The following is a 21,373-nucleotide window of genomic DNA, read 5'->3' on the forward strand; positions in this document are numbered from 1 at the left end:
CTTACTGCTCGTTGCGGGTGAAGAAAATGGTCACCGTTCCGACGTTAAAGCCAAACTTCGTCATCGCGGTTTTATTGAAGAGGTGTTTGCCGTCCTGCAAATACATCCAGTCGTCGAAGTGCAGTAGCCAGGTTTTGCCGTCGGCTTTGACGTTCATGCTGTAGCGCCAGTTGAAGGCGTTTCCCGCCGCCTGGCCGGTCGCCACGCCCTCGATATCCCCCGCACGACCTTCAAAGCGATCGGCGCTGACGCGCCGGATATGCCATACGCGCTGCTGTTTTTCGCCATCGTCATACACAAACTGCTCGTTGAGCGTCAGCGTATCGCCGCTGACCTCGCCCTTGAGATCGACGTGGAAGCGGCGAATTTGCTTCCCGCTGCGATCCTGCACCATCCCATAGGCTTCGGTCTGGCCCTGAAAATAGTGGAAGATATCGAGCCGCGGCTGCTGATCGCGGTAATCGTTAATGTCGGCGCTACAGCCCGCCAGCAGCGTCATCAGCACCAGGCCGAGAGTCAGAAAACGTTTCATGGTTTACCTCCGAGCAACTGCAGTCGTAGTTCGGGATATTGCGTACGAGGACCGAGCCAGATCGCCAGAAAGCGCTCGCTGAAGGTCGCCGATTGCGGTGGGCCGAGCGGTGTGAACGCCGAACGGGCGGTCGGGGCGCGATACCAGAATTGCCCCTGTCCGTTATTCACGACAAACGCCAGCTGGCTTCCCTGATTCACATCGGGCCAAATTCCCTGCAGCCTGCGCAGCCATTCGGCGCTGTTGGGTTCACTGTCCAGAATGCCCTGCGCCTGCCATTGCTCGCGGGTGGCGTCGACCAGTTCGTCACGGCTGATACTGCGCTGATAGGTAATCAGCAGCGCCTGATCCTGTTGCAGGCCGGTGTAACGCCCATCCGGGGTGCTCAGTTGTGAGCGATAAACGTCAAACGGGCCCCAGGTGAGGGTCGCCTCGCCCACTTTGCGCCAGGTGAGCCAGTCGGCGGAGTGCGCCGCAGGGAGCGCGGCAGCCAGCCAGAGCAGAAGCAGCAAAGCGGATTTCATCGTTGCCTCCCCACCAGCAGATGGAAAAAGAGAATCAGTACCAGCCAGCCCATCGCCATCCAGCTCAGGACGATGAATGCCGGTGCCTGAAAGGTGATCGCGCCCAGCCGCTCGCCGAGAAAATAGGCCACCGGACCGCCAGCGGTGCCCATCAGAACCAGCAGCCAGCGCGGCAGCGCGGTGGTGGTCGTGAGCTGGGTCCAGACGCAGGCGAACATCAGCCAAAGTGCCATCATCCAGAGAGGCAAAATCCCTTCGCCGTTGAAGCGCAGCAGACCGGTCAGCGACCAGAGGGTGTCCAGGGAACTCCCGGCGACCGCCAGCATCAGGGCGAAGAGTCGCTGGATCGGTTTCAGCATCAGGCAGGCCAGCAGCGCCAGCGCGAGCCACACCATCACTCCCCGCTCACGAAATATCACCACCAGCGTCCAGTAGAGATCGAACGCGATGGCGAGCACGAAGACCTGCACATGGCGGTTCATACGCGCTCTGCCGTCAGTTGCACCACGCTGATGGTGCGGGCGTTGAACCCGGCTTCGCAGTAGCCCAGGTAGTAGAGCCACATGCGGCGAAAACGCTCGTCAAAGCCGAGTTTTTCGATCTCCTGCCAGGCGTGGAGGAAGCGCGTGCGCCAGTGTGTCAGGGTGCGGGCGTAGTCCGGTCCCATGTCGAAAAGGTTGCGTACCACGAAGTCCGTGTGGCGCGTCATCAGTTCGTTCATCGCCGTAATGCTCGGCAAAAAGCCGCCGGGGAAGATGTAGCGCTGAATGAAATCGACGCTTTTGCTGTAGTCGCGGTAGCGCTGGTCCTGAATGGTGATCGCCTGAAGCGCCATTTTGCCGCCGGGGCGCAGGCGGGCCTGGCAGGTGCGGAAAAACTCCGGCAAAAAGGTTTTGCCGACCGCTTCGATCATCTCAACGGACACCAGCTTGTCGTACTCCCCGGTTAAGTCGCGGTAATCACACAGCAAAACCTGGACTTTATCCTGCAACCCGGCGCGGTTAATCCGTGCCTGCGCCCAGCAAAACTGCTCGTAAGAGAGCGTGGTGGTGGTGACCCGACAGCCGTAGTGGCGCGCGGCGAATTCGGCCATTGCTCCCCAGCCGGTGCCAATCTCCAGCAGATGATCGTCCGGGGTCAGCGCCAGCTGATCGCACAGGCGGGCCATTTTTGCCTTCTGCGCGGCCGTGAGATCCTGATCCGGCGAGGTAAACAGGGCGCTGGAATAGAGCAGCTCTTCGTCGAGAAACTGGGCATAAAAGGTGTTGCCGAGATCGTAATGGGCGGCAATATTTTCCCGCGCCTGCTGGCGATGGTTACGGCGCATCCAGTGGCGTAGCCGTTCGACGGGCTTGCCCAGCAGTCGGAAACCGCTCTCCAGCCGCCCGAGCGTTTTACCGTTAAGGGCGAGGATGTGCAGCAGCGTGGTGAGCTGATGCGTCTCCCACTCGCCGTCCATCCAGGCTTCGGCGGCGGCCAGACTTCCGCCCGTCAGCAGTCGCCGGTAAACGGAGGAGGAGAGAACTTCCACGTCGGCATGCAGGGCCGCACTGGCGTCGCCAAAATGGAACGTCTGGTTGCCCTCGCGTACGGTCAGCGAACCCTGTTGTAAGTCCCCCAGCAGGCGGAACAGCAGCCAGCGCGCCATGCGCGCGTTGCGCGGATAGTCTGGCTCAAGCGCATAAACGGGATCGGTCATGAGCGTTCACTCCTGCTGGTGGGATGGGGATGGATGGGTACGCGTTTGAGCCACAGCCGCAGCGCCTGCCAGTAAATGGCGAGGACGGTTTTGAGCGTCATGAGCGGAATGCGCCACAGCAGCGAACTCAGCGCCGCACGTGTCAGAGGCTGACGAGTGAGCATCAGCGTGGCATCAAACACTTTGGCTTCCTGATGGTTCTCAATGTGCATGAATAAAGTTTTCGCCGGGCGATTGAAGCGCCAGTGGTACACCATATCCATTGGATTAAACGGCGAAACGTGGAAGGCTTTTGCCATCGGGCGCGTCTCCTGCCCGTTCACCGCGTAGTAATGCCGCTCGTTCCACGGCGTGTTGCGCACTTCCGCGAGCACCCAGCGCAGGACGTCCTGCTGGTCAAAGCAGTAATAAAAATTGACCGGATTAAAATGAATACCGAAATAGCGCAGCTGGGTAAGCAGCATCACCCGGCCATCGGTGCGCTCACCGGTCAGCGTCTCCAGCCTGGTGAGCACCTGCTCTTTAAGCGGCTCGCCCAGCGGATAATCGCGATCGTAAAACGACGCGGCGGCAAAGCGGTTACGGCGAATGCCCAGCGACGGCAGGCGCGCCAGCTCGTCGAGATCGAGCCATGCCAAAAAAATGCTGTAGCGGAAATGGTGCGCTCGCGGCAGCAGACGACGGTGACGAAGCACGCCCTGATAGAGGCAACTGTTCATGTTCCCGCCCCTCCCACTCCTGCGATCCCCGTCACCACGTCGAGCGCGCTGCGCACGCCATCCTCATGAAATCCGTTGTACCAGTAGGCACCGCAGAACCAGCTTCGCTGCTGGCCGTTGATCTCGGCGCGGCGCGTCTGGGCACGCCAGCTTCTTGGGTTGAACTGCGGATGTTCATACACAAAGCGTTGCCAGACGTAACGCTCGTCAATGGGAGCATCCGGATTCAGGGTCACGCAGAACAGCGGCGCGCCCTCTGGCAGCCCCTGTAAAATGTTCATGTTGTAGGTCACGCAGGCGCTGTTTTGTTCCCGATCGTTCAGACGATAGTTCCAGCTTGCCCAGGCTCGTTCACGCACCGGCAGCCAGCGTTTGTCGCTGTGTAGCACCACCTCGTTACGCTGCCAGCCGATGTCGCCGAGGATCTGTTTTTCCGCGAGCGAGGGGTTAGCCAGTAGCGCCAGTGCCTGACGGGAGTGGCAGGCGAAAATGACCTGATCGAAGGTGTGAGTTCCGTCGGCAAGTTCAATGTCAACCTGGTTGGGGTGGCGGATCACCTTCTGCACCGGTGCATCCGTGCGCAGCGTCAGACGAGTGCCCAGCTGCGTAACGAGTGCGCGGACATATTCGCGCGATCCGCCGGGCACCACGTACCACTGGGGACGATGGGTGATGTCCAGCAGCCCGTGATTCTCAAAAAAGCGTAAAAACAGGGCGAGCGGAAAACGGCGCATCTCCTGCAACGAGGAGGACCAGATTGCCGCGCCCATCGGCAGAATGTAGTGCCTGGCGAAGTAAGGGCTGAAGTGATGCTGTTCCAGGAACGTTTGCAGCGTGTCGTTATTACTGGTGCCCTTAATCAGCGTCTGTTTCGCCAGTTTGTTAAACCGCACGATGGATTTCAGCAGCCGCCAGAAGGTCGGGTTCAGCAGATTGCGCCTCTGGGCAAACAGGCTGGAGAGTGTGTGGCCGTTGTATTCCAGCCCGCTGGCCGGGTTATGCACAGAAAAGCTCATCTGCGTTTTTTGCCCGCTGATGCCCAGCTCGCTCAACAGGCCCATAAAGCGGGGATAGGTGCGGTCGTTGTAAACGATGAAACCAGTGTCGATGGAAAAATCTCCCGACGGCGTGGTGACATCGACCGTGGCGGTATGGCCGCCGACGGTGGGTGCCGCTTCGAACAGCGTCACCTGATGGTGCCCGGCCAGCCGCCAGGCGCAGGTCAGCCCGGCGATCCCGCTGCCGATGATGGCGATGTTCATGAGCGCACCATCCTGCGCAGCAGCGCGTTCTGCACAAACGGCGGCAGGGACGCCAGCAGCCGCAGGATCACACCAAACCCGGCAGGAAACGCGATGTGCGTTTTGCCTTTCGCCACGCCACGGCGGATGGCGGCAACGGCCTGCTCTACGCTGACTTTACCGGGCATCGGGAAATCATTTTTACGGGTGAGCGGGGTGTCGACAAAGCCTGGTGAGACGACCGTAACGGCCACGCCTTTAGGCTCCCAGTCCAGACGCAGGCTATTGGCAAACCACGTCAGCGCTGCTTTGGATGCGCCGTACGCCTCGGCGCGCGGGAAGTGCAGCCAGTGCGCCATGGAGCTGACCAGCACCACGCGGCTACCGGGCGCGAGTTGATCCTGAAGCGCGGCCAGGCAGTTCACCGGGCCGAGAAAATTGGTGCGCATGACCCGCGAGACGCGATCGATGTCGATCGACCCGTGATCGAGATATTCACAGGTTCCGGCGCACAAAACGGCGAGATCCACGGGGCAATCGGCCAACGCGTCGCGGCAGGCCTGTGCGTCGGTCATGTCAAACTGACGCAGGGAGATTAGCGGGCTGTACTGGCGCAGGGCCTCAAGGCGGGCAGCATCCCTGCCGCAGGCGATGACGCGGCAGCCGTCATCCGCCCAGGACTTCGCCAGCCCCTCGCCAATCCCTGAGCTTGCGCCGGTGATGAGGACAGTCATCATGGGCGCACCCTCCTTTTCACACCGCGAACCGCCCAGCCCAGCACCGGCAGGTGTTCGTAAATCATCTCCCCGGCATCGTAATAATCCCGCTGGCGTTTCACTGTGCCGTCCTGCACGTCCACCACGGAACAGCCTGGCAGAGCCAGCGTATTACCCTCCGTTAAACGGGGATGCGACCAGTGCATGGTCCAGGTGAGCGCGAAACGGTCACCGTCGGTAAATGGCTTATCGATGGAGAAATGACACTGGTCCACATTGGCCAGCAGATGGGTGAAGTAACGCTGGATCGCGAACAACCCCTGATGCTCACCGAAAGGATCAATCAGCACGGCTTCAGGATGATAGAGCGCAGGCAGCGCCGATGGCGGCTGGTTGTCCAGCTCGGCGTAGTAACTCACGAACCGATCGATGACGGTATGCACGGCGCTCATTGACTCACCTTTCCGGTTGACGATCCTGAAAAAACCCAATAATTAAAACTTACACAAACAATGATATTTGTCCAAGTTTGATTTGGATTATTTTTAATTAGTGATTTATTTCAATTGGATAGGAAAGGTGATTTTTGCGGAAATTAATGCGCTCCCGATAGCGGGGCAGGAGCGCAGGACGAATCAGCTGCCCTTGTAGGTGGAGTAGCCGTACTGGCTCAGCAGCAGTGGAATATGCAGTTTTTCGTTGGTGGTGGTGACAGTAAAGAGCACCGGGATCTCAGGGAAAAACGAGGATAATTTCTGGCTTTGGAAGTATTCACCGGTTTTAAAGGTCACTTTATACACGCCGGGCTGCATATCCTGATCCTGCGGATAGAGGGATTTAATACGTCCATCGTGATCGGTTTTGCCGCTCGCCAGCGTGGTCCATTTTCCCTGCTGCTGTTTTTCCAGCGTGACCGTGACATCCGGCGGCGGTGTGCCCGTTTGCTGGTTAAGGATATGGACGCTCAACGTACCCACCGGGGCGCTAAACGCGACCGGGGCAAAGGCGAGGGAGGATAAAAGCAGCAGGCCGGAGACTTTATTCATGTTGTTTTCCTGTTGAGTGATGAATACAGGAAAACGTTAGCATTATGGCGGCAGGAAAATATTCAATCTTTTGTGATAACTGGGGCGGGAAATAGCCTTTACAGGGTGATGATTTCCAGAGAAATACCCTGTTCCTGCCACTGCGCAATCTGTTTTTTGCGCGCGACGGTTAATTTGCCGGTGGTCACCAGCAGCCATTTTCGGTCCGGGAAAATTTCCGGTGCCAGGGTTGCGGGCGGTATCGGGAGGACGTCGATGCGGTGGCCTTGCCCCGTGCGTTTGAGCGCTTCGAGCCAGATTTCACACGGGTCGTTAAGATGCCAGCCGGTGATCAGACAATTATCGCCCGGCGCGCGTTTATCCCCTTCGAGGCAAAACGACGTGTAGGCAATGATGATGCCGTCGAGGATTTCCCGCAGGGTCACGATCGCCGGGATATTCGCGGAGACCTGGCTGCGCAGCGGGCGCAGGACTTCGGTCACCAGTTCTGGCCGTGGCGATTCGCGGCCTGAGTCGTAAATCAGCTGGCGCAGGGATTCGATTTTCCCCTCTTTCAGGCGCTGCAGCATGCTCTCCTGCAGGGTGAGCCAGTTATTGGTGCGCCGTGCGCCAGGCCGCGCCAGCAGCGGTTTTACCTGGCTGACCGGTACGCCTTTTTTCACCCAGTCGAGAATTTTGAGCGCCTGTTGGACGTCGTCATCGCTGTAAAGACGGTGCCCGCCATCGGTGCGAAGCGGTTTCAGCAAACCATAGCGACGCTGCCACGCGCGCAGCGTGGTCGCGGTGATGCCGCAAAGTCGGGCGAATTCGCCGATGGAGTAAGACATGGAGTGCGCCTGATGACCAAGTTAACTCTCAATATACTACGAATTCCGCTCCTTACGAGCACATGTGATTGAACGGCCCCGGCGGGCAGGGGCGCAATATGGCGTTTACGTGGTCCTCTTTGAGCGTGTACATGCCGCCCGAGAACGGGTCTACGACAAGCCAGCCCGGCACGCCGAAGAAGAGGATATTCCCGAAGGTGTACCAGTGGCTGAAGCGGTACTCGAGCGGCATCATCGTCGAGTAATAGCCCTCCTGTTTAAGCGTCAGGGTGTATTCCCGTTTGCCGAAATAACTGCCGTCGGATTTTTTCAGTACTACAGACTGCGGCGTTTTACCGGTGGCGATCAGGTCGCCGTTGCGATCGATGACCGCGTAATATGCCTCCGTCGGGGTGCTGTCGATATACAGCGTCTCTTCGTTGCTGCCGACAATGCTGGCGCAGCCCGTTAGCATCAACGGCAGCAGCAGCCGCCAAACCTGTTTTTTCATCCCGATCGCTCCTTCATGTATAGCGATTCAAAGCGGCACAGGTGAGCTGAAAATTAAGGCATATCGTGCATTTTTCGTAGGGCAATGCCGTACCGTTTGCATAGACTTCCGTTTAGGGTCGAACGGGGGGTTACGAGATGAACTGGCACTCTTTTCGCGGTGATGCACCGGCAAATATGACAATTTACAGCGCATCGTTTCCTGATATCAGCGATCAATGGCCGATGAAAGACGATGTCACGCGGGAGATTAACGCGCTCAATCTGGCCATGAAAGCCGACCCTGAGCTGCTGCCCCCGCTACTGGAAGAGGGCGAAAACGGCCTGCCGAGGCTGATTCCGCAGCATGTTCATTCCGAGCGAGCGTTCCGCACACGCCCGGCGATGGCGGCCTGGCGCGCGCGGCTGGTGCCCTCTGCGCTGGCGCTGTTTGTGGTGCAAAACCCGCTGGAAGAACGCCTGCCCGAAGGCACGCGGATGGACAGCGAAAGCCGCCAGTGGTTTATCCACGCCAACGACGCCATCGGCGTGCGCTCCCGCGCGCAGGTGCTGGGCGCGCTGGTGGAGAAATACATTCACAATGAGCTGGAAAGCGACTGGATAAGCCTGGCGAGCGGCGCGGCGATCCCGGTGCTGGAGGCGCTTCGCACGGCAAAACTGGACGGGCAGAAGGTGCATCTCTCGCTGGTGGACGATGACCCCGTCGCCCTGCGCTGGGCAGAAACCATGGCGGCGCAGGAGGGGCTGGTGGTGGGGGAACAATTGACGTTGCTCAAGCGCCATCTGATTCATCATTTCATCCGCAGTGACGATTTACTGCTCGAGCTGGGTGAACATCAGGCCGAACTGGTCGACGCGCTGGGGATTTTCGAATATTTCAACGACACCGATGCGGTGATCTTCCTGCAACGCGCCGTACGACTGGTGAAGCCCGGCGGGGCGGTGATTGTGTCGAATATGCTCACCACCAGCCCGCAAATTGACTTTATTTTGCGCTGCATCGGCTGGGCGCACATCTACCCGCGCACCTTGCAGCAGTTGCAGGATATCCATCTTGCGGCGGGGATACCTGCGAAGAACGTGACGGTGATTGTGCCGAAAGATGGGGTTTATGCGGTGATGGAGGTTAGGGTTTGATGTGGGGGCATTTAATTCGATCGATTCCCTCTCCCAAACGGGAGAGTATGAGTGGGAACAGACCGTCGAGACAGACTTGAATTAACGTCTTTAACCGCACATGATCCCCTCATGAAAATAGAAACCGCACACCCTTCACATTTCGAATGTCTGGTCGCGATCTGGGAATCCTCCGTTCGCGCCACCCACCACTTTTTGCAGGAAAACGATATTGTGGCGCTGCGCCCGTTATTGCTCAACACGTATCTGCCAAATCTCAAGGTTGTGATTGCCCGCGATGACGCTGGCGTTATTCACGGCTTTTTAGGTGTTGATGAAAATCGCATTGAAATACTGTTTATTGATGCTGCGAGCCGCGGTAAAAGCGTGGGGAAATTGCTGCTGCAATATGCCATCGCAGAGTTTGGTGTGAACGAAGTGGATGTGAATGAGCAAAACCCGCAAGGGGTGGAATTTTATCGCCATATGGGGTTTGAGCAGATCGGGCGCTCGGAACTCGACGGGCAGGGGAATCCGTTTCCATTGTTGCATATGAGGCTGGGTGGACATACCGGGATTAACGCTTAGCCTTCTTATCCCATTTTAATAAGCCGATGATATCTTTCTCTCCCTCGGATTCTTTCAGTAGGCGCTGCTTTTTTTCAAACTCAATGTATTCTGAGCACGCCTTTTCATCAGCCGCTTTCTTGCTGATCTTGCCTGCCCCTTCTAAAACTATCCGGTCGTTAAATTGCAGGAACTGATCGAGTTTGGTTTGCCAGTCACGTAAAAATACCTGCTTGCGGCGTTTGGCCTGATCTTCAGCAAAATCGAGCCACATATTAACGACACGATTAAGCTCGCTAACTTCTTCCTGGGATAGATAATTTTTTGCAGTGGTGACATCGGTTTTACGGATCTCTTCGCCTTTATAGCTGGTCAGCCCCATATGCGGTTGAGTGGCGTCAGCGCGTTGATGAATCAACTCCGCAGCGGTGTGACCCGTGCAGGCAAAATGCAGTTTATTCTGAATGGTCTGGAAGAATTGCGTGGTTTCTTTCATCGAAGGCTGATAGTCCGCGGCTAACGTAAAAATCTCCTTCACGCGGAGATATACCCGGCGTTCGCTGGCCCGAATGTCGCGAATGCGTTCCAGCATTTCATCGAAATAGTCGGGCACGGCGGAGGTTCCGACAGGCGGATTTTTCAGGCGCTCGTCGTCCATAACGAAGCCTTTAACCAGGTATTCCTGGAGCATCTGTGTTGCCCACTGGCGGAATTGTGTACCTCGCGTGGAGCGGACGCGATAGCCGATGGCGAGAATCACGGGCAGACTATAGTGAAGAGTGTTGCGATTGACCTTGCGCTGACCTTCTTGCTGAACTTGTAAGTAAGCCTTACAAGTTGCTTTTTGTTCAAGCTCACCTTCTTCATAAATGGTTTTAATATGCTGAGTAATTGCTTGCGGAGTGACCTGATAAAGTGTCGCTATGGCTGCTTGCGACAGCCAGAGCGTTTCGTGTTCAAAGCGGCATCTGATGCGAACAGTTCCGTCATCACTGGCAAACATAACAAATTCACCTGCCGGAGATTGGATTTCGTCTTTATCTGCCATGTCGCCTCTTTTATAACGATCAACCCTACCAGTTGGTAGTATGCCAGAATCAGCCTTAAGCCATGTGGTTTGTATTTGATTTTGCGAGGAGCTTTCCAGGAAGCTGAGTTTGAATCGCTGCAAGCATTTCCTCTATTTTAATGAGCTTTGCTTTCGTCCGTTTATAATCGTCCAGCAACCGCTGTTCCTGCTCGCTGTACGCCACCAGAACAATGCACCCGTCCATGACTTTAACCGTCACCTGATGCCCGGTATCAAACCCGGCGGCGCGCAGCCACTTGCCCGAAAGAATGATGTTCGGCGTGGTTTTGTCGTGAACGTTCGGGCGATATCCCACAATTATCGAGCGCTCAGTTCCGGTGGCGGTAGTGTCTGGGGTAGAATGCGAATCAGCCATAATCAACTCCTTGATAGTTGGTGAGGTTAGACGCCTTTTAGTGCTGCAACACTGCTGGGCGTTGCTAGAATTTCAAATCCATGTGGTAGGTACCACATGCAGATAAACTAACCGGAATGGTACCTACCATGCAAGAGAAAAAAAAACCAAATTTTGACCGCACTAAAAGCACCATGAAGAACATCCGTTTCGAGGATGAGCTTTTGGAACAGATTGAGAAAGCTGCGGGGAAAGGGAATTTTAGTAAGTGGGTGAAGGAGGCATGTTTAATGCGATTGAAAAAAGAGAGTTAGTGGAAATTCCAAGTGAACTGTAATTTTTAATTTTTTAGCTGCTAATTCATTGCCGAAATAATAATTTCTAGATTTTTCAGTCAGATTTCAATCGATTCTAATGCTTATTTGACTTCCCATATTCAATTTTAAAATTAACTAGAAAGCAATTTTAAGATATGAGCATAAATATAATTGACTAAAGGGAAGGTAAAAAAATGAGAACTATTGGCGGAAGATCACAGGAGTCAGTATTGGCGGGTAACATACTAATATATATGATTTTATCAGGGTGCTAACCGCCATGTTATACACTTCTATATACATATGGAAAAACTAGATTGCGATGAAATTGCAGATTGTTTCAATATGGTGTTCCATCGAAAATTGCTTGACTTGGCCAAGCCCAGGGTAATGTCTACGTGAATGAAGCGCTTTAAACTCACGTAGGCCTAATGTGTTATCAAAGAAACCGGGATAAGTTTGATCATGCACGACAAGCTTTTCTAAAGCTTGCTGGAATTTTCCTGATGGATTCGAGGGTGTGCCATCATCGATTGATGAAAAATGTTTAACTGACATTGCATCAAATTCATCACTATCCAAATAGCTAGCATGAATAGTCACCACGTATGCAGGGCCACCAGATTCTGCATAATCTGAACCCGCAATATTGAAATCCCCAAAACCAATTACTGAATTGTGGACACCTTTATAACGGACATGCAAATCTGAGAAATATGAATTTGATGGATAATCAGCATTCCTTTTTTTCTTTTTAAACGGATCATCCATTAAGACAATATTTGATAATTGTTGTAGTACAATGTTAGGTGAACCTTCAGGAATAATATTAATTGTAAATGTTTTTAAACGAGATACCAAATCTCGGGTAACACCACTTTCAACATATGATGCTTTTTCTCCTTTTATAAGACCATTTAATCTATCAAACTCCTGAATGTTATCTATATATTTAATGCAGGGGGTGAATGATATACCTTTGATTTTATATAGTTCATCAATGAATTGATCAGTCTTTCCTTTGAGTTCTCCTATCTCAGAATTGACAATAATAAGTGGCGTAATATTGTTTTTGTTCAATGAGTTAATCGTAGTTTCGAGTTGCTTTGTGTTTTCTCGTACGGGCTCAATAACTGGTTTAAAAAGGCTATTAGGCACAATAGCCGATAGTTCTCTTAACGCTGTAAACTCGAACTGTTTACCTCTGAGTAAAGGGAAGTACATATATCATCCTTTTCAATGTAGCTTGATAGTATTTTGGTCAGTGATCTCTGACGAGACTGATTGATACTAAAACTAATTGCTGATGATTTTAGTGATCTAGGTAACGTATTAATAAAGCTAATGTTGTTTGCTCTATGTATCTTGAGTGAGTCACGGAAGTGCTTTCTTAGAGTTTGAGAGTCTATGTTCTCGAATATTTCTAGGCAAAAAGAATATACATCCATGTTTGGGAGGTCGATTCTCATCCCGGATATTTTTTCGGCCATATGTTTATACTCTGCAATTCGCATAGAACTAATCATTAACTTCGGATTAATTTCCGAATCGATGACTGATGCAGGTTTTATTTCATCCAACTTATTTTTTTCTGTTAGTTCAATGATGCCAACAGTTTCTGGAATTATAAGCTTGATTTTTTCTATGTGAGTCTTAGCCGCTACGACATAGACCTTATCAAACAAATTAGTATATGAGTCTAATTGTTCTGGTAATCTTTTCAGATTATCTAGTTCGGTTTTTATTTCATAGCAAGTTGATAATCCATTTAAAATTACGCAATCTGCTTTATTTGTACCAACTCTAAACTCAGAGAGCATTACTGCTTCATTTTTCTTATGTTTTTTCAAAAACACTTCGTTTGCTATAATGTTTTTGAAAAAATACTCTGATTTATATTCGTGAGATAGCTTTTTAAAAGCTATATCGAATATTTCGGAAACCTTAACAGGGAAAAATTTAGGATTTAAAGTAGTCGCCGCTAATTCGTGGAGTAACGAAAAATCACCATCTGCAACGGCATTTATAGCTTGGCTTGTAAATAATTGTCCAATATTCTTATTATTCATCATTTTAACATCAATCTCACTCTGCACCTTTAGCCAAAAATCAGCATTAGTAAACGCTAAGATTAGCTTGATTTCCCTGATCCTCTCAACATTATTAGAGAATTTAAAATTTTTGACGAGTATCGTTAAATCGGCAAATATGAATTAATTGTAGATATATCAATGTGATATTTGGAATCTTCATTGAATACGCAATCATCCTAAACTGACCTCTACTCACTTTAGTCGTACCGGACTCCCCCCTTAAAAGTTTTTTTTAGGTTTTACTGTTCACTCTGTTCACCTTTCATTTTTATATAACATTTTCATAAGGTTAAGAGGTGATTAGACGGTGAAGGGTGAACAGTCGATTGTTCACCTCGCGGGACAGTCAGGCATAAAAAGACCGGCGATTGCCGGTCTGAGTGGGTTATACCGCTGTGGATTCATCGCACTTCGGCAGCCAGTCGCCGTTGCTGTCTTCCCTGAGCGTCAGGTTGGTTTGCGTGCCCTGTTTGGTGTGCCGCTTCTCGTAGTTCATCCCGTACTCTTTCAGCATCATCGGCAGCCCCAGCCCGAACATTTTCAGACTAAGCACGTGCTTGTAGCCGTTCGCCTCCATATAGACCAGATAGGCGTGATAGAGATAGTTACGGGGCCGTCGCGGGATGATATTGGCATTCCCCATAAACATCCCGTTCGTCTGCGGCAGCGCTTCCAGATAACCGCAAAAATCAAACGTCGGGTCAGCGTCGCGCTTGATACTCAGTGCCTCGTCAGAGTTCTGCTGCGACTGGAGCAGTGTACGTGCCGTCATCGGGTCGCTGAACTGCTGCATAAGCTGGCGCACGATGACGGCCAGCTCGTGTGCGATTTTGTCCTTAAGCTGCGGGTCGCGCTCCTCAGGAGCGATTTGCTCCGGGAAGTGGATAATCACCCGGCGACGCGACACGCCGCCGCTGCGGTCGGTGAAGCGCATCGGGTTATTGTTCACGGCCAGAATCACCGCCGGGATATAAGCCGAATAGGCGTCGCGGTATTTTGGGTCAACTGACACGGCATCGCCGCCGGTGATGGCCTTAAGTCCTGCGCCGTCACCGCTCCATTTCTCCTGGTCAGGCAGGCGTATCAGCGAGAAACCAATCAGCGCCGCGCGCTCACGTGGTGATTCCAGTGTCTCAATGGTTGCTGACGTGGCGTTGTCTTCCCCGGCAAGCAGGGTCGCAATTTCAGCCAGAATACTTTTCCCGCTGCCTCCGGGGCCGGTCACTTCGAGAAAGAGCTGCCAGTCGTAGCGGTTCGCCAGCACCATAAACAGCGCAGCGAGAATGACGTCGCGCTTTTCAGCGTTCCCGCTGGCCGCACGGTCGAGCCAGCGCCAGAAGTTCGGCGCGTGAGTTTCCAGCGTTTCGCCCTCCACCGGCGGGGTAAAGTCCACGTCGCACAGGGTGCGCAGCCAGTGTGATTTGCTGTGCGGACTGAATACGCCGGTGAGGGTATCGAGCACACCGTTGCGAAAACCAATCAGACGACGTGCCGGGGCGGCCTGCTGAGGGATAATCAGTTTCAGGGTATCGACCACCGAGGCAATTCTCCCCGACGAGAACGGGGCGCGCAGGCGCTGGAACAGCCCGGCCACGTCGCGTGCAAAGTCCGACGGCGGGATAATTTTCCATGTCCCGGCTTCATAGCGGGACAGGAGCTGGCCGTTCGCGTCCACAGCCAGCGCTTCGCCGTAATGCTCATGCACCCGCATCGCCTTTTCACTGGTACTCATGGCGGTAAACTCCGCCTCACTCATGGTGTCGAACGGGCTTTGCGCCGCTGGCCGTATGGCACTGTAAATCGCTTTGCGCGTCGCGTCTTCCCCCTGCTGGATAAAGGCATCATTCCAGTCACCGAACACCGGCGGGAGGGCAACCGTGCCCTCACAGGCCTGAGCGGCCGCTGCGGCCTTGGTCTGGCCGTTCCCGCTGAGGTCGCGGTCGGCGGCGAGCACAATCTGACAGGCCGGGTGTTTCTGACGGGCAAGGCTCGCCAGAGAAAGGAGGTTCACGGACGACAGCGCCACCATGACGGTTTCACCGGTCAGGTGATGCACGGTGAGCGCGGTCGCATAGCCCTCCGCTATCCACAGCCGTTTTCCCGCCTCTTTTTCCCCCTTGATAAGGTGATACGCCCCTTTTACCGCCCCGCCTTTCAGGGTGCGTTTGAGGCCGTCAGCGTTAATGAGCTGAACGTTAACCAGCGCGCCGGTATCGTCCTGCAGCGGCACGATTAAATCTCCGGCGCGGTACGTTACGCCGCCGGTTTTGTGTGTGGTGGTCAGCGTCAGGCATTCGAGCGCAGCAAAGCCCTTGCAGGTCAGGTAGGCGTTGCCGGTGGCCGGTCGGGTTTTCTCCAGAAGTTTTGCGGCAAGTGTGGCAGCAGCTTTGCGGCTGGCATCAGTTTCAGCCTCAGCGGCGGCAATCATGTCCTCAGCTACCGGCGGCAGGGTGCCGGTCAGGGCGCCCACCTTCCCGGCGGCCTCGGAGGCCGACACGCCGAACACCTTTTCGACCAGCTTAAGCCCGTCACCCGCACCGCACTGGTTGCAGAACCACGTCCCGCGCCCCTCTTTATCATCGAAGCGAAAGCGGTCAGAGCCACCGCATACCGGGCAGGCCTGATGCTGGTTTTTAATCACTTTCACACCCAGCGCCGGGAGAATGCGCGGCCAGTGGCCGCACGCCTGTTTTACGGTTTCCGTTACGTTCATTTTCATCGTTATTTTCTCCCTCAGTGCACAACCGGCACGGCGATATGACGGGCGCAGAGTTCATCCATGACGGCCATCCCGAGAAAGGACAGCGACGGCGCGGCTTTCAGTGGTCCGGCTTCCATTAAATCTTCGAGCAGCGCACAGGCAATCTGACGGCCTTTTTCCTCGCCGTGCTGGCGCAGATAAAACCCTTCCAGCTCGTCGGCAATAGCACTTTCCAGCGTATCGAGGGTGAGCTGTGGATAGCGGTGCTGACGTACGCACAGGGTCAGCCAGGCACAGGCCACGGCACGACGATACATGGCGGCGCGTAATACCGGCGGTAACGGCTTTTTCATACGCTACCCTCCCCGGCCAGCCAGCGCTGGTTGCAGCGCTCGACCACGCCGTCGAGCTGGGCGGTCATCAGGTAAATCACGGAGTTAAGCTGCGACTGCTGCGCGGGGTCGCGGCGGAGGGTGGTGCAGTCCTGCTCCTGCATCATCGCGCTGACAAAGTGGCCGACGTTACGCAGGTGCTCAAGGCATTCGAGTTCTTTGATGCTGAGGGTAGTGTGTTTCATGCGTGCCCCTCTGCAACCGGCAGACGGCCAGCAAACGAGAGGACGTAATCACGAACGAGGGAAAGACGTGCGGCGTGCTCGTCACCGGCAACAGTGCGGAGCATACAGATGCGAGGTTTACGGTCTGCGCGACGAACGGCGGCAAACACGAAGATGAATTGTGGGTGTAATGGTGCGAGGGTAGTAGCCATAATGGCAGCCTCCTTGAAGTAGTTTGAAAAACTACCACCGGAAACGCCAATTTCACTGGTGGCAGCCCGAACGGGGTTGGCGTAACCGGCCTTCAAGGAAACCGGCCAGCCCGAAGGCTGCCCCGCCCGGACTACCATTATCAGAAAAGACCACTGGTGCACGAATAAACACCACAGCCCTGAAAATGGGTGTGCCTGAGCAACGACATAAAAAAACACGCATGGCGCGTGTCGTGTCGCCTTGAAGTTATTCGGAACGCCAATTCCGGCTGCCGATTTTGCGACAGCGGGAAAACTATACCTGGAAACGGCGAACGGAAGCAAGCCAGAAAAAGGGGCTTTCAGAAGAACGGCCATCATCATGCGTCACAGCCCCGGTTACGGTCGGCGATCCGCTCGGCCATCCATGCGGTAATTTCTGACTGCGCCCACGCCACGTTTTTACCGCCAAGTGAGATCTGTTTCGGGAAAGCCTCCCGGCTGATGAGGTCATAAATTGTCGAACGGGACAGGCCGCACAGGTGCATCACTTCTGGCAGGCGGATAAAGCGCTCCTGAACGGTGTCAGAAAACGGAATTGGCGGGGCGACAGGCGCAGAAGACGGGGAAGAAAAAGCGGTGTGCATCGGGCTACCTCATAAAGTCCATACAGTGCCGGTCGTGTCCGTCCGGCCTCGGGTAGCGCTCTATTTTGTGAATATTTTCTCTCAGGGCAACAAGTCTTTTTCGTGCCTTGTTTCATACAACCTATTGATTTTTTGAATGTGGAAAACACTGGCAATTATTGGCAATCATTGACAATTGATGGCAAACCGGCGAGTACTTTTACTTATTGATTCTCACTAAATTAACCAGAAAAAAGTATAAGAGTTACTACAGAGGAAAGAACCAAAGGTGAACAGTGGTGAACAGACGGTGAACAGTCAGACCCTCAACTGTTCACCCTTTAACATACTGTATTACTTATATTTTTATTAAAGGTGAACAGTGGTGAATAGTTAACAGTAAAAAAACAAACAGAGAGAGTGATTTTCCTGCGACCTTTCTCTGGCCAGCCTTCTTTTGAAAGTCCCGTCTGTGCCATTCCTGCCACAACGGCAATGAGTCGAGTTGTTGTGTGGTGCACGGCAGAATCTCCTCAACTTGACATGACTGAGGAGACACACCATGACCAACACCGCTATCCCTGAATACCTGACACCCGCATTTCAACAACTGGATGCGGCCAGAGCAGCACACCTTGAGAGCGCCCGTCAGTTGGATGACACCACCACGGCCATTGCCCGAACCGCCGAACAGAAAGCTGAGATTGAAAAGGAAAACGGCAGCGATGCCAGCGTATGGCGCAGGGCATTCCGTGCCGGTGGGGCAGTGCTGACGGATGAGCTGAAACAACAGCATCTGGCACGCGTGGCCTCCCGCGAGCTGGTGCAGGAATGCGACAGGCTGGCTGAGGTGCTGGCCTATGACAGCGACCGCCTGAAAGCCTCCTGTGACATCACGGCCAGAAAGTACCGTCAGGCGCATCACAATGTGCTGAGCGAGTACGCCGGAAAAGAGCTGGATAACGCGCTGCGTGAGACGTGCGGGGCCCTAGTCCGGGCGATGAAACTGAAAATGCTGACGCTGGGGAACCCGCTCGCAAATACCGTCGGGATTCAGGGATATGTCGAACCTGATAAAGCGGTCATGCAGGAGGTGCAGGCATGGCTCAAGCGTGCAGTGAATGACTGTCATATCCGTCTGGCGGATGAGCCGGTGCTGTTTAAAACCGGGCTGTCGGCTGAGACGCTGTCGCATATGGATTACGGCGTCGCAGTGACCAACGGCCAGCGTCAGGCCTTCTTTAACAAACTGCGTGAGCGTGAAGCTGACCTGAAAGCGCGGGGGCTGTTGGAGTGATGCATTGCCCGTTCTGTCAGTGCCCGGCCCACACCCGCACCAGCCGCTATCTGTCCGGGACGGTCAAACAAATTTATTACCAGTGCACAAACGTCCTGTGCTCCGCCACGTTCCGAACGGTGGAGTCAGTCGACAAAGTGATACAGCCGCCCTCGGCCACGACAGATGCAGATGACCATTTAATTTGTACTCAGGCCGGTAAACCCCGAAAACAACGCCTGTAAAGCATACGGAGACACCTGATGACACCCTTAACGCTGGAGCAGGCTTTTGAAGCCTGTCAGAACACGAAAACCGCCTGGCTGACCCGCAAACAGGAGCTGGCCGACACCGAACAGGAATACCGCGAACTTATCGCCACCGGTGATGACAGCCACACCCGGAGTCTGCAAACCCTGCGCGATATTATCGACGTGAAAAAATGGGAAATTAATCAGGCTGCCGGTCGCTATATTCGCGCACATGAAAACGTGCAGCGCATCAGCATCCGTAACCGGCTGAATGATTTTATGCAGGCGCACGGCGCAGAGCTGGCCGCCGCGCTTGCACCTGAATTAATGGGCTATAACGGCCAGAATCCCGCCGTCACACGCTGCGCGATGCAGCACTCCGTCGATTACCTGCGTGAAGCGCTGTCGGTTTGGCTGGCAGCCGGTGAAAAAATTAATTATTCCGCACAGGATAACGACATTTTAACGGCCATCGGATTCAGGCCTGACGCGGCTTCGCGGGATGATAATCGTGAAAAATATACACCCGCACAAAACCAGAATTACGTGAATAAACGCGCAGATCTGGCCGTGCAGTAGTCCGTCAGAAAATCCCAATAAATCCCGCCAATTTCCCCTAATTAAGCCATGCATGCGTAAGGTGCATGGTTTTGCATGCATTTTCACGTCCCGGCCTCCCCCGCCAGTACCAGCTCTGGCGCGGCCTGAGGCCGCTTATGCACCTGCATTAAAAGCGGCCCCTTAAGCGTGCAGGCGTGGCGGGGAGAGCATTGCGCGCTACGGACGAAAAGAATTATATCACTACCAATTATGAAGTTTGTTTCATGATCCATTGCTCGGCTCTGCAACTAAAGATATCTTAAGGTATAAATTATGAAAAAGACGTTTATACATAACCAGATTCCATGAGATAAAAAATGAGCATAATTGATCAGGATGATTTATTTGATGAGCTTTTTTCTTCAGAAAGTCTATTCAAAACATTTAATGAGAAGTTTGGTAATTCTGGAGCAAAGGGAATTGATCGCTTAAATGGAATGCAATATTCCCTCAGGGCTCAGAGAGATTTGATAAAGACGTCTGAGAAATGTTTAAATGAAAGCTTTCGTTTCAGTCCGTATCTTGAAATGTTAAAAAGCAAAGGTAGGGGGAAAAATCCAAGGGTTATTTCAATTCCAACGGTACGTGATCGTGTGGTTTTGCGACAGCTAAATATATTTCTTTGTAAGGTTTTTCCTGAGTACGTGCCAAAGAGTGTAGCGTCAACATATATAAGAGCTTTGTCTTCAGATTTCCTTTCAGCTAACCCTGATAATGTTTATATTTGTAGTTGCGATATTGAAGGCTTTTACGATAACATAATTAAAGATAGACTAATTAAAAAACTTTCAACGCGAATAAACTCTAAAAAAGCATTAAATCTAATTGTCCGCTCTTTATTAACGCCAACCTCCCACGGCTCAGTTAAGAAAAACCAAAGGAAAGAGTTTTTTAATAAGGATAAAGGAGTTCCGCAGGGACTTTCAATTTCAAATGTGCTTGCCTCAATATATATGTCTGATATTGATACTTCAATGAAGGGGTTTAATGTAAATTATTACCGGTATGTTGATGATGTCCTCATTTATGGTGATAGGGATTGTGTGTCAAAAGCTTATTCGTCGATAAGAAGAAAACTAAAGTTAAGGGGTTTAAATACACATCCCCCATCATCTCCAAAAACTCATCTAGGATATCTTAATCAACCGTTCGGGTTTCTTGGTTATGTTTTCAAAGGAAATGACATAACTGTTAGAGATACAACTCTCGAGGCGTTCTTGCAATCCATTGCCGCACGATTTAGCGATTTCACACATAACAAAAACCGTAGGCTTAAAAAGTACTCTCACTTATCTATTGATGATTTAAAAGAAATATTTGTGGAGGAACTTAATGAAAAAATCACAGGTGCAATTAGTGGTAATAAACGTTATGGCTGGGTTGCTTACTATTCCAACATAAATGATCTGTCTCTGCTCCACAAGATAGATTTTATAGCAAAAGAAATGTTTTCGAGATTAAGTGATTTCGATTATCAGCCGCCAGCAGAACTTAAAAAGATTTCAAGGTCTTATTATGAGATAAAATTCAACCCTCAAGGCGGGTATATTAGAAACTATGACAAAATAGAAACGCTCAAACAAAAAACAGATTTTTTAGTTAGCAGAGGTAGAATTGCTCCAGATGAAAGGCTTACCAGAGATCAAATCGAAGAGCGTTTTGAACGTTATAAAGCGACAATTTTGTCCAGAATGCAGGCAGATGAAGGTGAAATATATCCTAAGTAATGCTATCTTAAGCAAGACCAACGCCGACGGTGCTTAGAGATAGGTCCCGTACCCCACACAGATAAGCTAGTGTGGGCTGAAGTGCTCACGACATAGATTATGGTTGTAAACCTTCTTCGGGGGAAACTGCTGGAG

27 protein-coding genes are annotated in these 21,373 nt (G+C 52.6%); 7 read left to right on the top strand and 20 right to left on the bottom strand.

Annotated elements, in window-relative coordinates; all coding sequences use genetic code 11:
* Position 1 precedes the first annotated feature (1 nt).
* From C0560_RS00485 to C0560_RS00535, 11 genes are all read right to left on the bottom strand, one after another.
* Positions 2-532, bottom strand: a complete 531-nt coding sequence (locus C0560_RS00485) for a DUF3833 domain-containing protein (RefSeq protein WP_123429726.1) — start codon at positions 530-532, stop codon at positions 2-4.
* Positions 529-1,056, bottom strand: coding sequence for a chalcone isomerase family protein (locus C0560_RS00490; protein ID WP_248859390.1), 528 nt, complete (start codon positions 1,054-1,056; stop codon positions 529-531). Before C0560_RS00490 ends, C0560_RS00485 begins: the two co-directional genes overlap by 4 nt.
* The gene (locus C0560_RS00495) at positions 1,053-1,538 is read right to left on the bottom strand and encodes a DUF2878 domain-containing protein (RefSeq protein WP_248859391.1); all 486 of its coding nucleotides are present in this window, start codon (positions 1,536-1,538) and stop codon (positions 1,053-1,055) included. Before C0560_RS00495 ends, C0560_RS00490 begins: the two co-directional genes overlap by 4 nt.
* Positions 1,535-2,755: a cyclopropane-fatty-acyl-phospholipid synthase family protein gene (locus tag C0560_RS00500; RefSeq protein WP_248859392.1), complete on the bottom strand. Its 1,221-nt coding sequence runs from the start codon at positions 2,753-2,755 to the stop codon at positions 1,535-1,537. The genes C0560_RS00495 and C0560_RS00500 overlap by 4 nt, the downstream gene beginning before the upstream one ends.
* Complete coding sequence (locus C0560_RS00505; protein ID WP_248859393.1) at positions 2,752-3,474, bottom strand: DUF1365 domain-containing protein; 723 nt, start codon at positions 3,472-3,474, stop codon at positions 2,752-2,754. The genes C0560_RS00500 and C0560_RS00505 overlap by 4 nt, the downstream gene beginning before the upstream one ends.
* Complete coding sequence (locus C0560_RS00510) at positions 3,471-4,736, bottom strand: NAD(P)/FAD-dependent oxidoreductase (protein WP_248859394.1); 1,266 nt, start codon at positions 4,734-4,736, stop codon at positions 3,471-3,473. The genes C0560_RS00505 and C0560_RS00510 overlap by 4 nt, the downstream gene beginning before the upstream one ends.
* Entirely contained in the window at positions 4,733-5,452 is a 720-nt protein-coding gene (locus tag C0560_RS00515; RefSeq protein ID WP_181827088.1) for an SDR family NAD(P)-dependent oxidoreductase, read from the bottom strand. The genes C0560_RS00510 and C0560_RS00515 overlap by 4 nt, the downstream gene beginning before the upstream one ends.
* Positions 5,449-5,883 (bottom strand): nuclear transport factor 2 family protein, encoded by a 435-nt coding sequence (locus tag C0560_RS00520; RefSeq protein WP_100778225.1) that lies wholly within the window; start codon positions 5,881-5,883, stop codon positions 5,449-5,451. Before C0560_RS00520 ends, C0560_RS00515 begins: the two co-directional genes overlap by 4 nt.
* A gap of 183 nt (positions 5,884-6,066) precedes the next feature.
* The gene (gene uraH, locus C0560_RS00525; protein ID WP_123429719.1) at positions 6,067-6,477 is read right to left on the bottom strand and encodes a hydroxyisourate hydrolase; all 411 of its coding nucleotides are present in this window, start codon (positions 6,475-6,477) and stop codon (positions 6,067-6,069) included.
* A 98-nt stretch (positions 6,478-6,575) separates the two neighbouring features.
* On the bottom strand, positions 6,576-7,304 hold the full coding sequence (locus C0560_RS00530) for a MerR family transcriptional regulator (protein WP_248859395.1): 729 nt from the start codon (positions 7,302-7,304) through the stop codon (positions 6,576-6,578).
* Positions 7,305-7,356: 52 nt separating this feature from the next.
* A complete protein-coding gene (locus C0560_RS00535) occupies positions 7,357-7,794 on the bottom strand; it encodes a hypothetical protein (protein ID WP_123429718.1) in 438 nt (145 codons plus the stop codon).
* Between the two features lie 137 nt (positions 7,795-7,931).
* On the opposite strand from C0560_RS00535, the gene C0560_RS00540 reads away from it, so the two are divergent.
* Positions 7,932-8,930, top strand: a complete 999-nt coding sequence (locus tag C0560_RS00540) for a class I SAM-dependent methyltransferase (protein ID WP_248859397.1) — start codon at positions 7,932-7,934, stop codon at positions 8,928-8,930.
* A 111-nt stretch (positions 8,931-9,041) separates the two neighbouring features.
* A complete protein-coding gene (locus C0560_RS00545; RefSeq protein ID WP_181827093.1) occupies positions 9,042-9,497 on the top strand; it encodes a GNAT family N-acetyltransferase in 456 nt (151 codons plus the stop codon).
* Here C0560_RS00545 and C0560_RS00550 read toward each other — a convergent pair.
* Both C0560_RS00550 and C0560_RS00555 read right to left on the bottom strand, forming a co-directional pair.
* Positions 9,487-10,524: a virulence RhuM family protein gene (locus tag C0560_RS00550; RefSeq protein WP_248859399.1), complete on the bottom strand. Its 1,038-nt coding sequence runs from the start codon at positions 10,522-10,524 to the stop codon at positions 9,487-9,489. The two genes, C0560_RS00545 and C0560_RS00550, sit on opposite strands and share 11 nt — an antisense overlap.
* Before the next feature lie 55 nt (positions 10,525-10,579).
* Positions 10,580-10,921 (bottom strand): SymE family type I addiction module toxin, encoded by a 342-nt coding sequence (locus C0560_RS00555; protein WP_248859400.1) that lies wholly within the window; start codon positions 10,919-10,921, stop codon positions 10,580-10,582.
* A 128-nt stretch (positions 10,922-11,049) separates the two neighbouring features.
* Here C0560_RS00555 and C0560_RS00560 point away from each other — a divergent pair, with 128 nt between their 5' ends.
* On the top strand, positions 11,050-11,214 hold the full coding sequence (locus C0560_RS00560; protein WP_123429713.1) for a YlcI/YnfO family protein: 165 nt from the start codon (positions 11,050-11,052) through the stop codon (positions 11,212-11,214).
* A gap of 315 nt (positions 11,215-11,529) precedes the next feature.
* Here the strand turns inward: C0560_RS00560 and C0560_RS00565 are convergent, their stop codons facing one another.
* The 7 genes from C0560_RS00565 to C0560_RS00595 all read right to left on the bottom strand — a co-directional run bounded on the left by C0560_RS00565 (position 11,530) and on the right by C0560_RS00595 (position 17,405).
* Positions 11,530-12,441, bottom strand: coding sequence for a sce7725 family protein (locus C0560_RS00565; RefSeq protein WP_213838670.1), 912 nt, complete (start codon positions 12,439-12,441; stop codon positions 11,530-11,532).
* Positions 12,393-13,289 (bottom strand): sce7726 family protein, encoded by an 897-nt coding sequence (locus C0560_RS00570; protein WP_248859402.1) that lies wholly within the window; start codon positions 13,287-13,289, stop codon positions 12,393-12,395. The genes C0560_RS00565 and C0560_RS00570 overlap by 49 nt, the downstream gene beginning before the upstream one ends.
* Before the next feature lie 406 nt (positions 13,290-13,695).
* The gene (locus C0560_RS00575; RefSeq protein ID WP_248859403.1) at positions 13,696-16,029 is read right to left on the bottom strand and encodes a primase-helicase zinc-binding domain-containing protein; all 2,334 of its coding nucleotides are present in this window, start codon (positions 16,027-16,029) and stop codon (positions 13,696-13,698) included.
* Between the two features lie 14 nt (positions 16,030-16,043).
* Entirely contained in the window at positions 16,044-16,364 is a 321-nt protein-coding gene (locus C0560_RS00580) for a DUF5375 domain-containing protein (RefSeq protein WP_248859404.1), read from the bottom strand.
* Positions 16,361-16,588 (bottom strand): hypothetical protein, encoded by a 228-nt coding sequence (locus C0560_RS00585; RefSeq protein ID WP_063157516.1) that lies wholly within the window; start codon positions 16,586-16,588, stop codon positions 16,361-16,363. The genes C0560_RS00580 and C0560_RS00585 overlap by 4 nt, the downstream gene beginning before the upstream one ends.
* Complete coding sequence (locus C0560_RS00590; RefSeq protein WP_248859405.1) at positions 16,585-17,142, bottom strand: host cell division inhibitor Icd-like protein; 558 nt, start codon at positions 17,140-17,142, stop codon at positions 16,585-16,587. The genes C0560_RS00585 and C0560_RS00590 overlap by 4 nt, the downstream gene beginning before the upstream one ends.
* A complete protein-coding gene (locus tag C0560_RS00595; protein WP_248859406.1) occupies positions 17,139-17,405 on the bottom strand; it encodes an AlpA family transcriptional regulator in 267 nt (88 codons plus the stop codon). The genes C0560_RS00590 and C0560_RS00595 overlap by 4 nt, the downstream gene beginning before the upstream one ends.
* Before the next feature lie 541 nt (positions 17,406-17,946).
* Between C0560_RS00595 and C0560_RS00600 the strand changes: the two genes are divergently transcribed.
* The 4 genes from C0560_RS00600 (at position 17,947) to C0560_RS00615 (ending at position 21,238) form a co-directional block, all read left to right on the top strand.
* Complete coding sequence (locus C0560_RS00600; RefSeq protein ID WP_248859407.1) at positions 17,947-18,681, top strand: glycoprotein 3; 735 nt, start codon at positions 17,947-17,949, stop codon at positions 18,679-18,681.
* Positions 18,678-18,905 (top strand): ogr/Delta-like zinc finger family protein, encoded by a 228-nt coding sequence (locus C0560_RS00605; RefSeq protein WP_248859408.1) that lies wholly within the window; start codon positions 18,678-18,680, stop codon positions 18,903-18,905. The genes C0560_RS00600 and C0560_RS00605 overlap by 4 nt, the downstream gene beginning before the upstream one ends.
* A gap of 18 nt (positions 18,906-18,923) precedes the next feature.
* Positions 18,924-19,490 carry a phage polarity suppression protein gene (locus C0560_RS00610; protein WP_248859409.1) on the top strand — a complete coding sequence of 189 codons (567 nt, stop codon included), beginning with the start codon at positions 18,924-18,926 and terminating at the stop codon, positions 19,488-19,490.
* Between the two features lie 338 nt (positions 19,491-19,828).
* Complete coding sequence (locus C0560_RS00615) at positions 19,829-21,238, top strand: reverse transcriptase domain-containing protein (protein WP_248859411.1); 1,410 nt, start codon at positions 19,829-19,831, stop codon at positions 21,236-21,238.
* The last annotated feature ends 135 nt before the right edge of the window (positions 21,239-21,373 follow it).

Source organism: Lelliottia sp. AC1 (genome assembly GCF_023278595.1).
In the GTDB taxonomy this organism is placed as follows: Bacteria; Pseudomonadota; Gammaproteobacteria; order Enterobacterales; family Enterobacteriaceae; genus Enterobacter; species Enterobacter nimipressuralis.

Excerpts from the sequence above, each read along its gene's own strand:
- C0560_RS00615 (WP_248859411.1), top strand. The coding sequence starts at position 19,829 with ATGAGCATAATTGATCAGGATGATTTATTTGATGAGCTTTTTTCTTCA.
- C0560_RS00550 (WP_248859399.1), bottom strand. The coding sequence starts at position 10,524 with ATGGCAGATAAAGACGAAATCCAATCTCCGGCAGGTGAATTTGTTATG.
- uraH (WP_123429719.1), bottom strand. The coding sequence starts at position 6,477 with ATGAATAAAGTCTCCGGCCTGCTGCTTTTATCCTCCCTCGCCTTTGCC.
- C0560_RS00560 (WP_123429713.1), top strand. The coding sequence starts at position 11,050 with ATGCAAGAGAAAAAAAAACCAAATTTTGACCGCACTAAAAGCACCATG.
- C0560_RS00580 (WP_248859404.1), bottom strand. The coding sequence starts at position 16,364 with ATGAAAAAGCCGTTACCGCCGGTATTACGCGCCGCCATGTATCGTCGT.
- C0560_RS00555 (WP_248859400.1), bottom strand. The coding sequence starts at position 10,921 with ATGGCTGATTCGCATTCTACCCCAGACACTACCGCCACCGGAACTGAG.
- C0560_RS00510 (WP_248859394.1), bottom strand. The coding sequence starts at position 4,736 with ATGAACATCGCCATCATCGGCAGCGGGATCGCCGGGCTGACCTGCGCC.
- C0560_RS00520 (WP_100778225.1), bottom strand. The coding sequence starts at position 5,883 with ATGAGCGCCGTGCATACCGTCATCGATCGGTTCGTGAGTTACTACGCC.
- C0560_RS00535 (WP_123429718.1), bottom strand. The coding sequence starts at position 7,794 with ATGAAAAAACAGGTTTGGCGGCTGCTGCTGCCGTTGATGCTAACGGGC.
- C0560_RS00545 (WP_181827093.1), top strand. The coding sequence starts at position 9,042 with ATGAAAATAGAAACCGCACACCCTTCACATTTCGAATGTCTGGTCGCG.
- C0560_RS00600 (WP_248859407.1), top strand. The coding sequence starts at position 17,947 with ATGACCAACACCGCTATCCCTGAATACCTGACACCCGCATTTCAACAA.
- C0560_RS00585 (WP_063157516.1), bottom strand. The coding sequence starts at position 16,588 with ATGAAACACACTACCCTCAGCATCAAAGAACTCGAATGCCTTGAGCAC.
- C0560_RS00540 (WP_248859397.1), top strand. The coding sequence starts at position 7,932 with ATGAACTGGCACTCTTTTCGCGGTGATGCACCGGCAAATATGACAATT.
- C0560_RS00565 (WP_213838670.1), bottom strand. The coding sequence starts at position 12,441 with ATGTACTTCCCTTTACTCAGAGGTAAACAGTTCGAGTTTACAGCGTTA.
- C0560_RS00570 (WP_248859402.1), bottom strand. The coding sequence starts at position 13,289 with ATGATGAATAATAAGAATATTGGACAATTATTTACAAGCCAAGCTATA.
- C0560_RS00590 (WP_248859405.1), bottom strand. The coding sequence starts at position 17,142 with ATGATGATGGCCGTTCTTCTGAAAGCCCCTTTTTCTGGCTTGCTTCCG.
- C0560_RS00610 (WP_248859409.1), top strand. The coding sequence starts at position 18,924 with ATGACACCCTTAACGCTGGAGCAGGCTTTTGAAGCCTGTCAGAACACG.
- C0560_RS00515 (WP_181827088.1), bottom strand. The coding sequence starts at position 5,452 with ATGATGACTGTCCTCATCACCGGCGCAAGCTCAGGGATTGGCGAGGGG.
- C0560_RS00530 (WP_248859395.1), bottom strand. The coding sequence starts at position 7,304 with ATGTCTTACTCCATCGGCGAATTCGCCCGACTTTGCGGCATCACCGCG.
- C0560_RS00595 (WP_248859406.1), bottom strand. The coding sequence starts at position 17,405 with ATGCACACCGCTTTTTCTTCCCCGTCTTCTGCGCCTGTCGCCCCGCCA.
- C0560_RS00485 (WP_123429726.1), bottom strand. The coding sequence starts at position 532 with ATGAAACGTTTTCTGACTCTCGGCCTGGTGCTGATGACGCTGCTGGCG.
- C0560_RS00500 (WP_248859392.1), bottom strand. The coding sequence starts at position 2,755 with ATGACCGATCCCGTTTATGCGCTTGAGCCAGACTATCCGCGCAACGCG.
- C0560_RS00490 (WP_248859390.1), bottom strand. The coding sequence starts at position 1,056 with ATGAAATCCGCTTTGCTGCTTCTGCTCTGGCTGGCTGCCGCGCTCCCT.
- C0560_RS00505 (WP_248859393.1), bottom strand. The coding sequence starts at position 3,474 with ATGAACAGTTGCCTCTATCAGGGCGTGCTTCGTCACCGTCGTCTGCTG.
- C0560_RS00575 (WP_248859403.1), bottom strand. The coding sequence starts at position 16,029 with ATGAAAATGAACGTAACGGAAACCGTAAAACAGGCGTGCGGCCACTGG.
- C0560_RS00495 (WP_248859391.1), bottom strand. The coding sequence starts at position 1,538 with ATGAACCGCCATGTGCAGGTCTTCGTGCTCGCCATCGCGTTCGATCTC.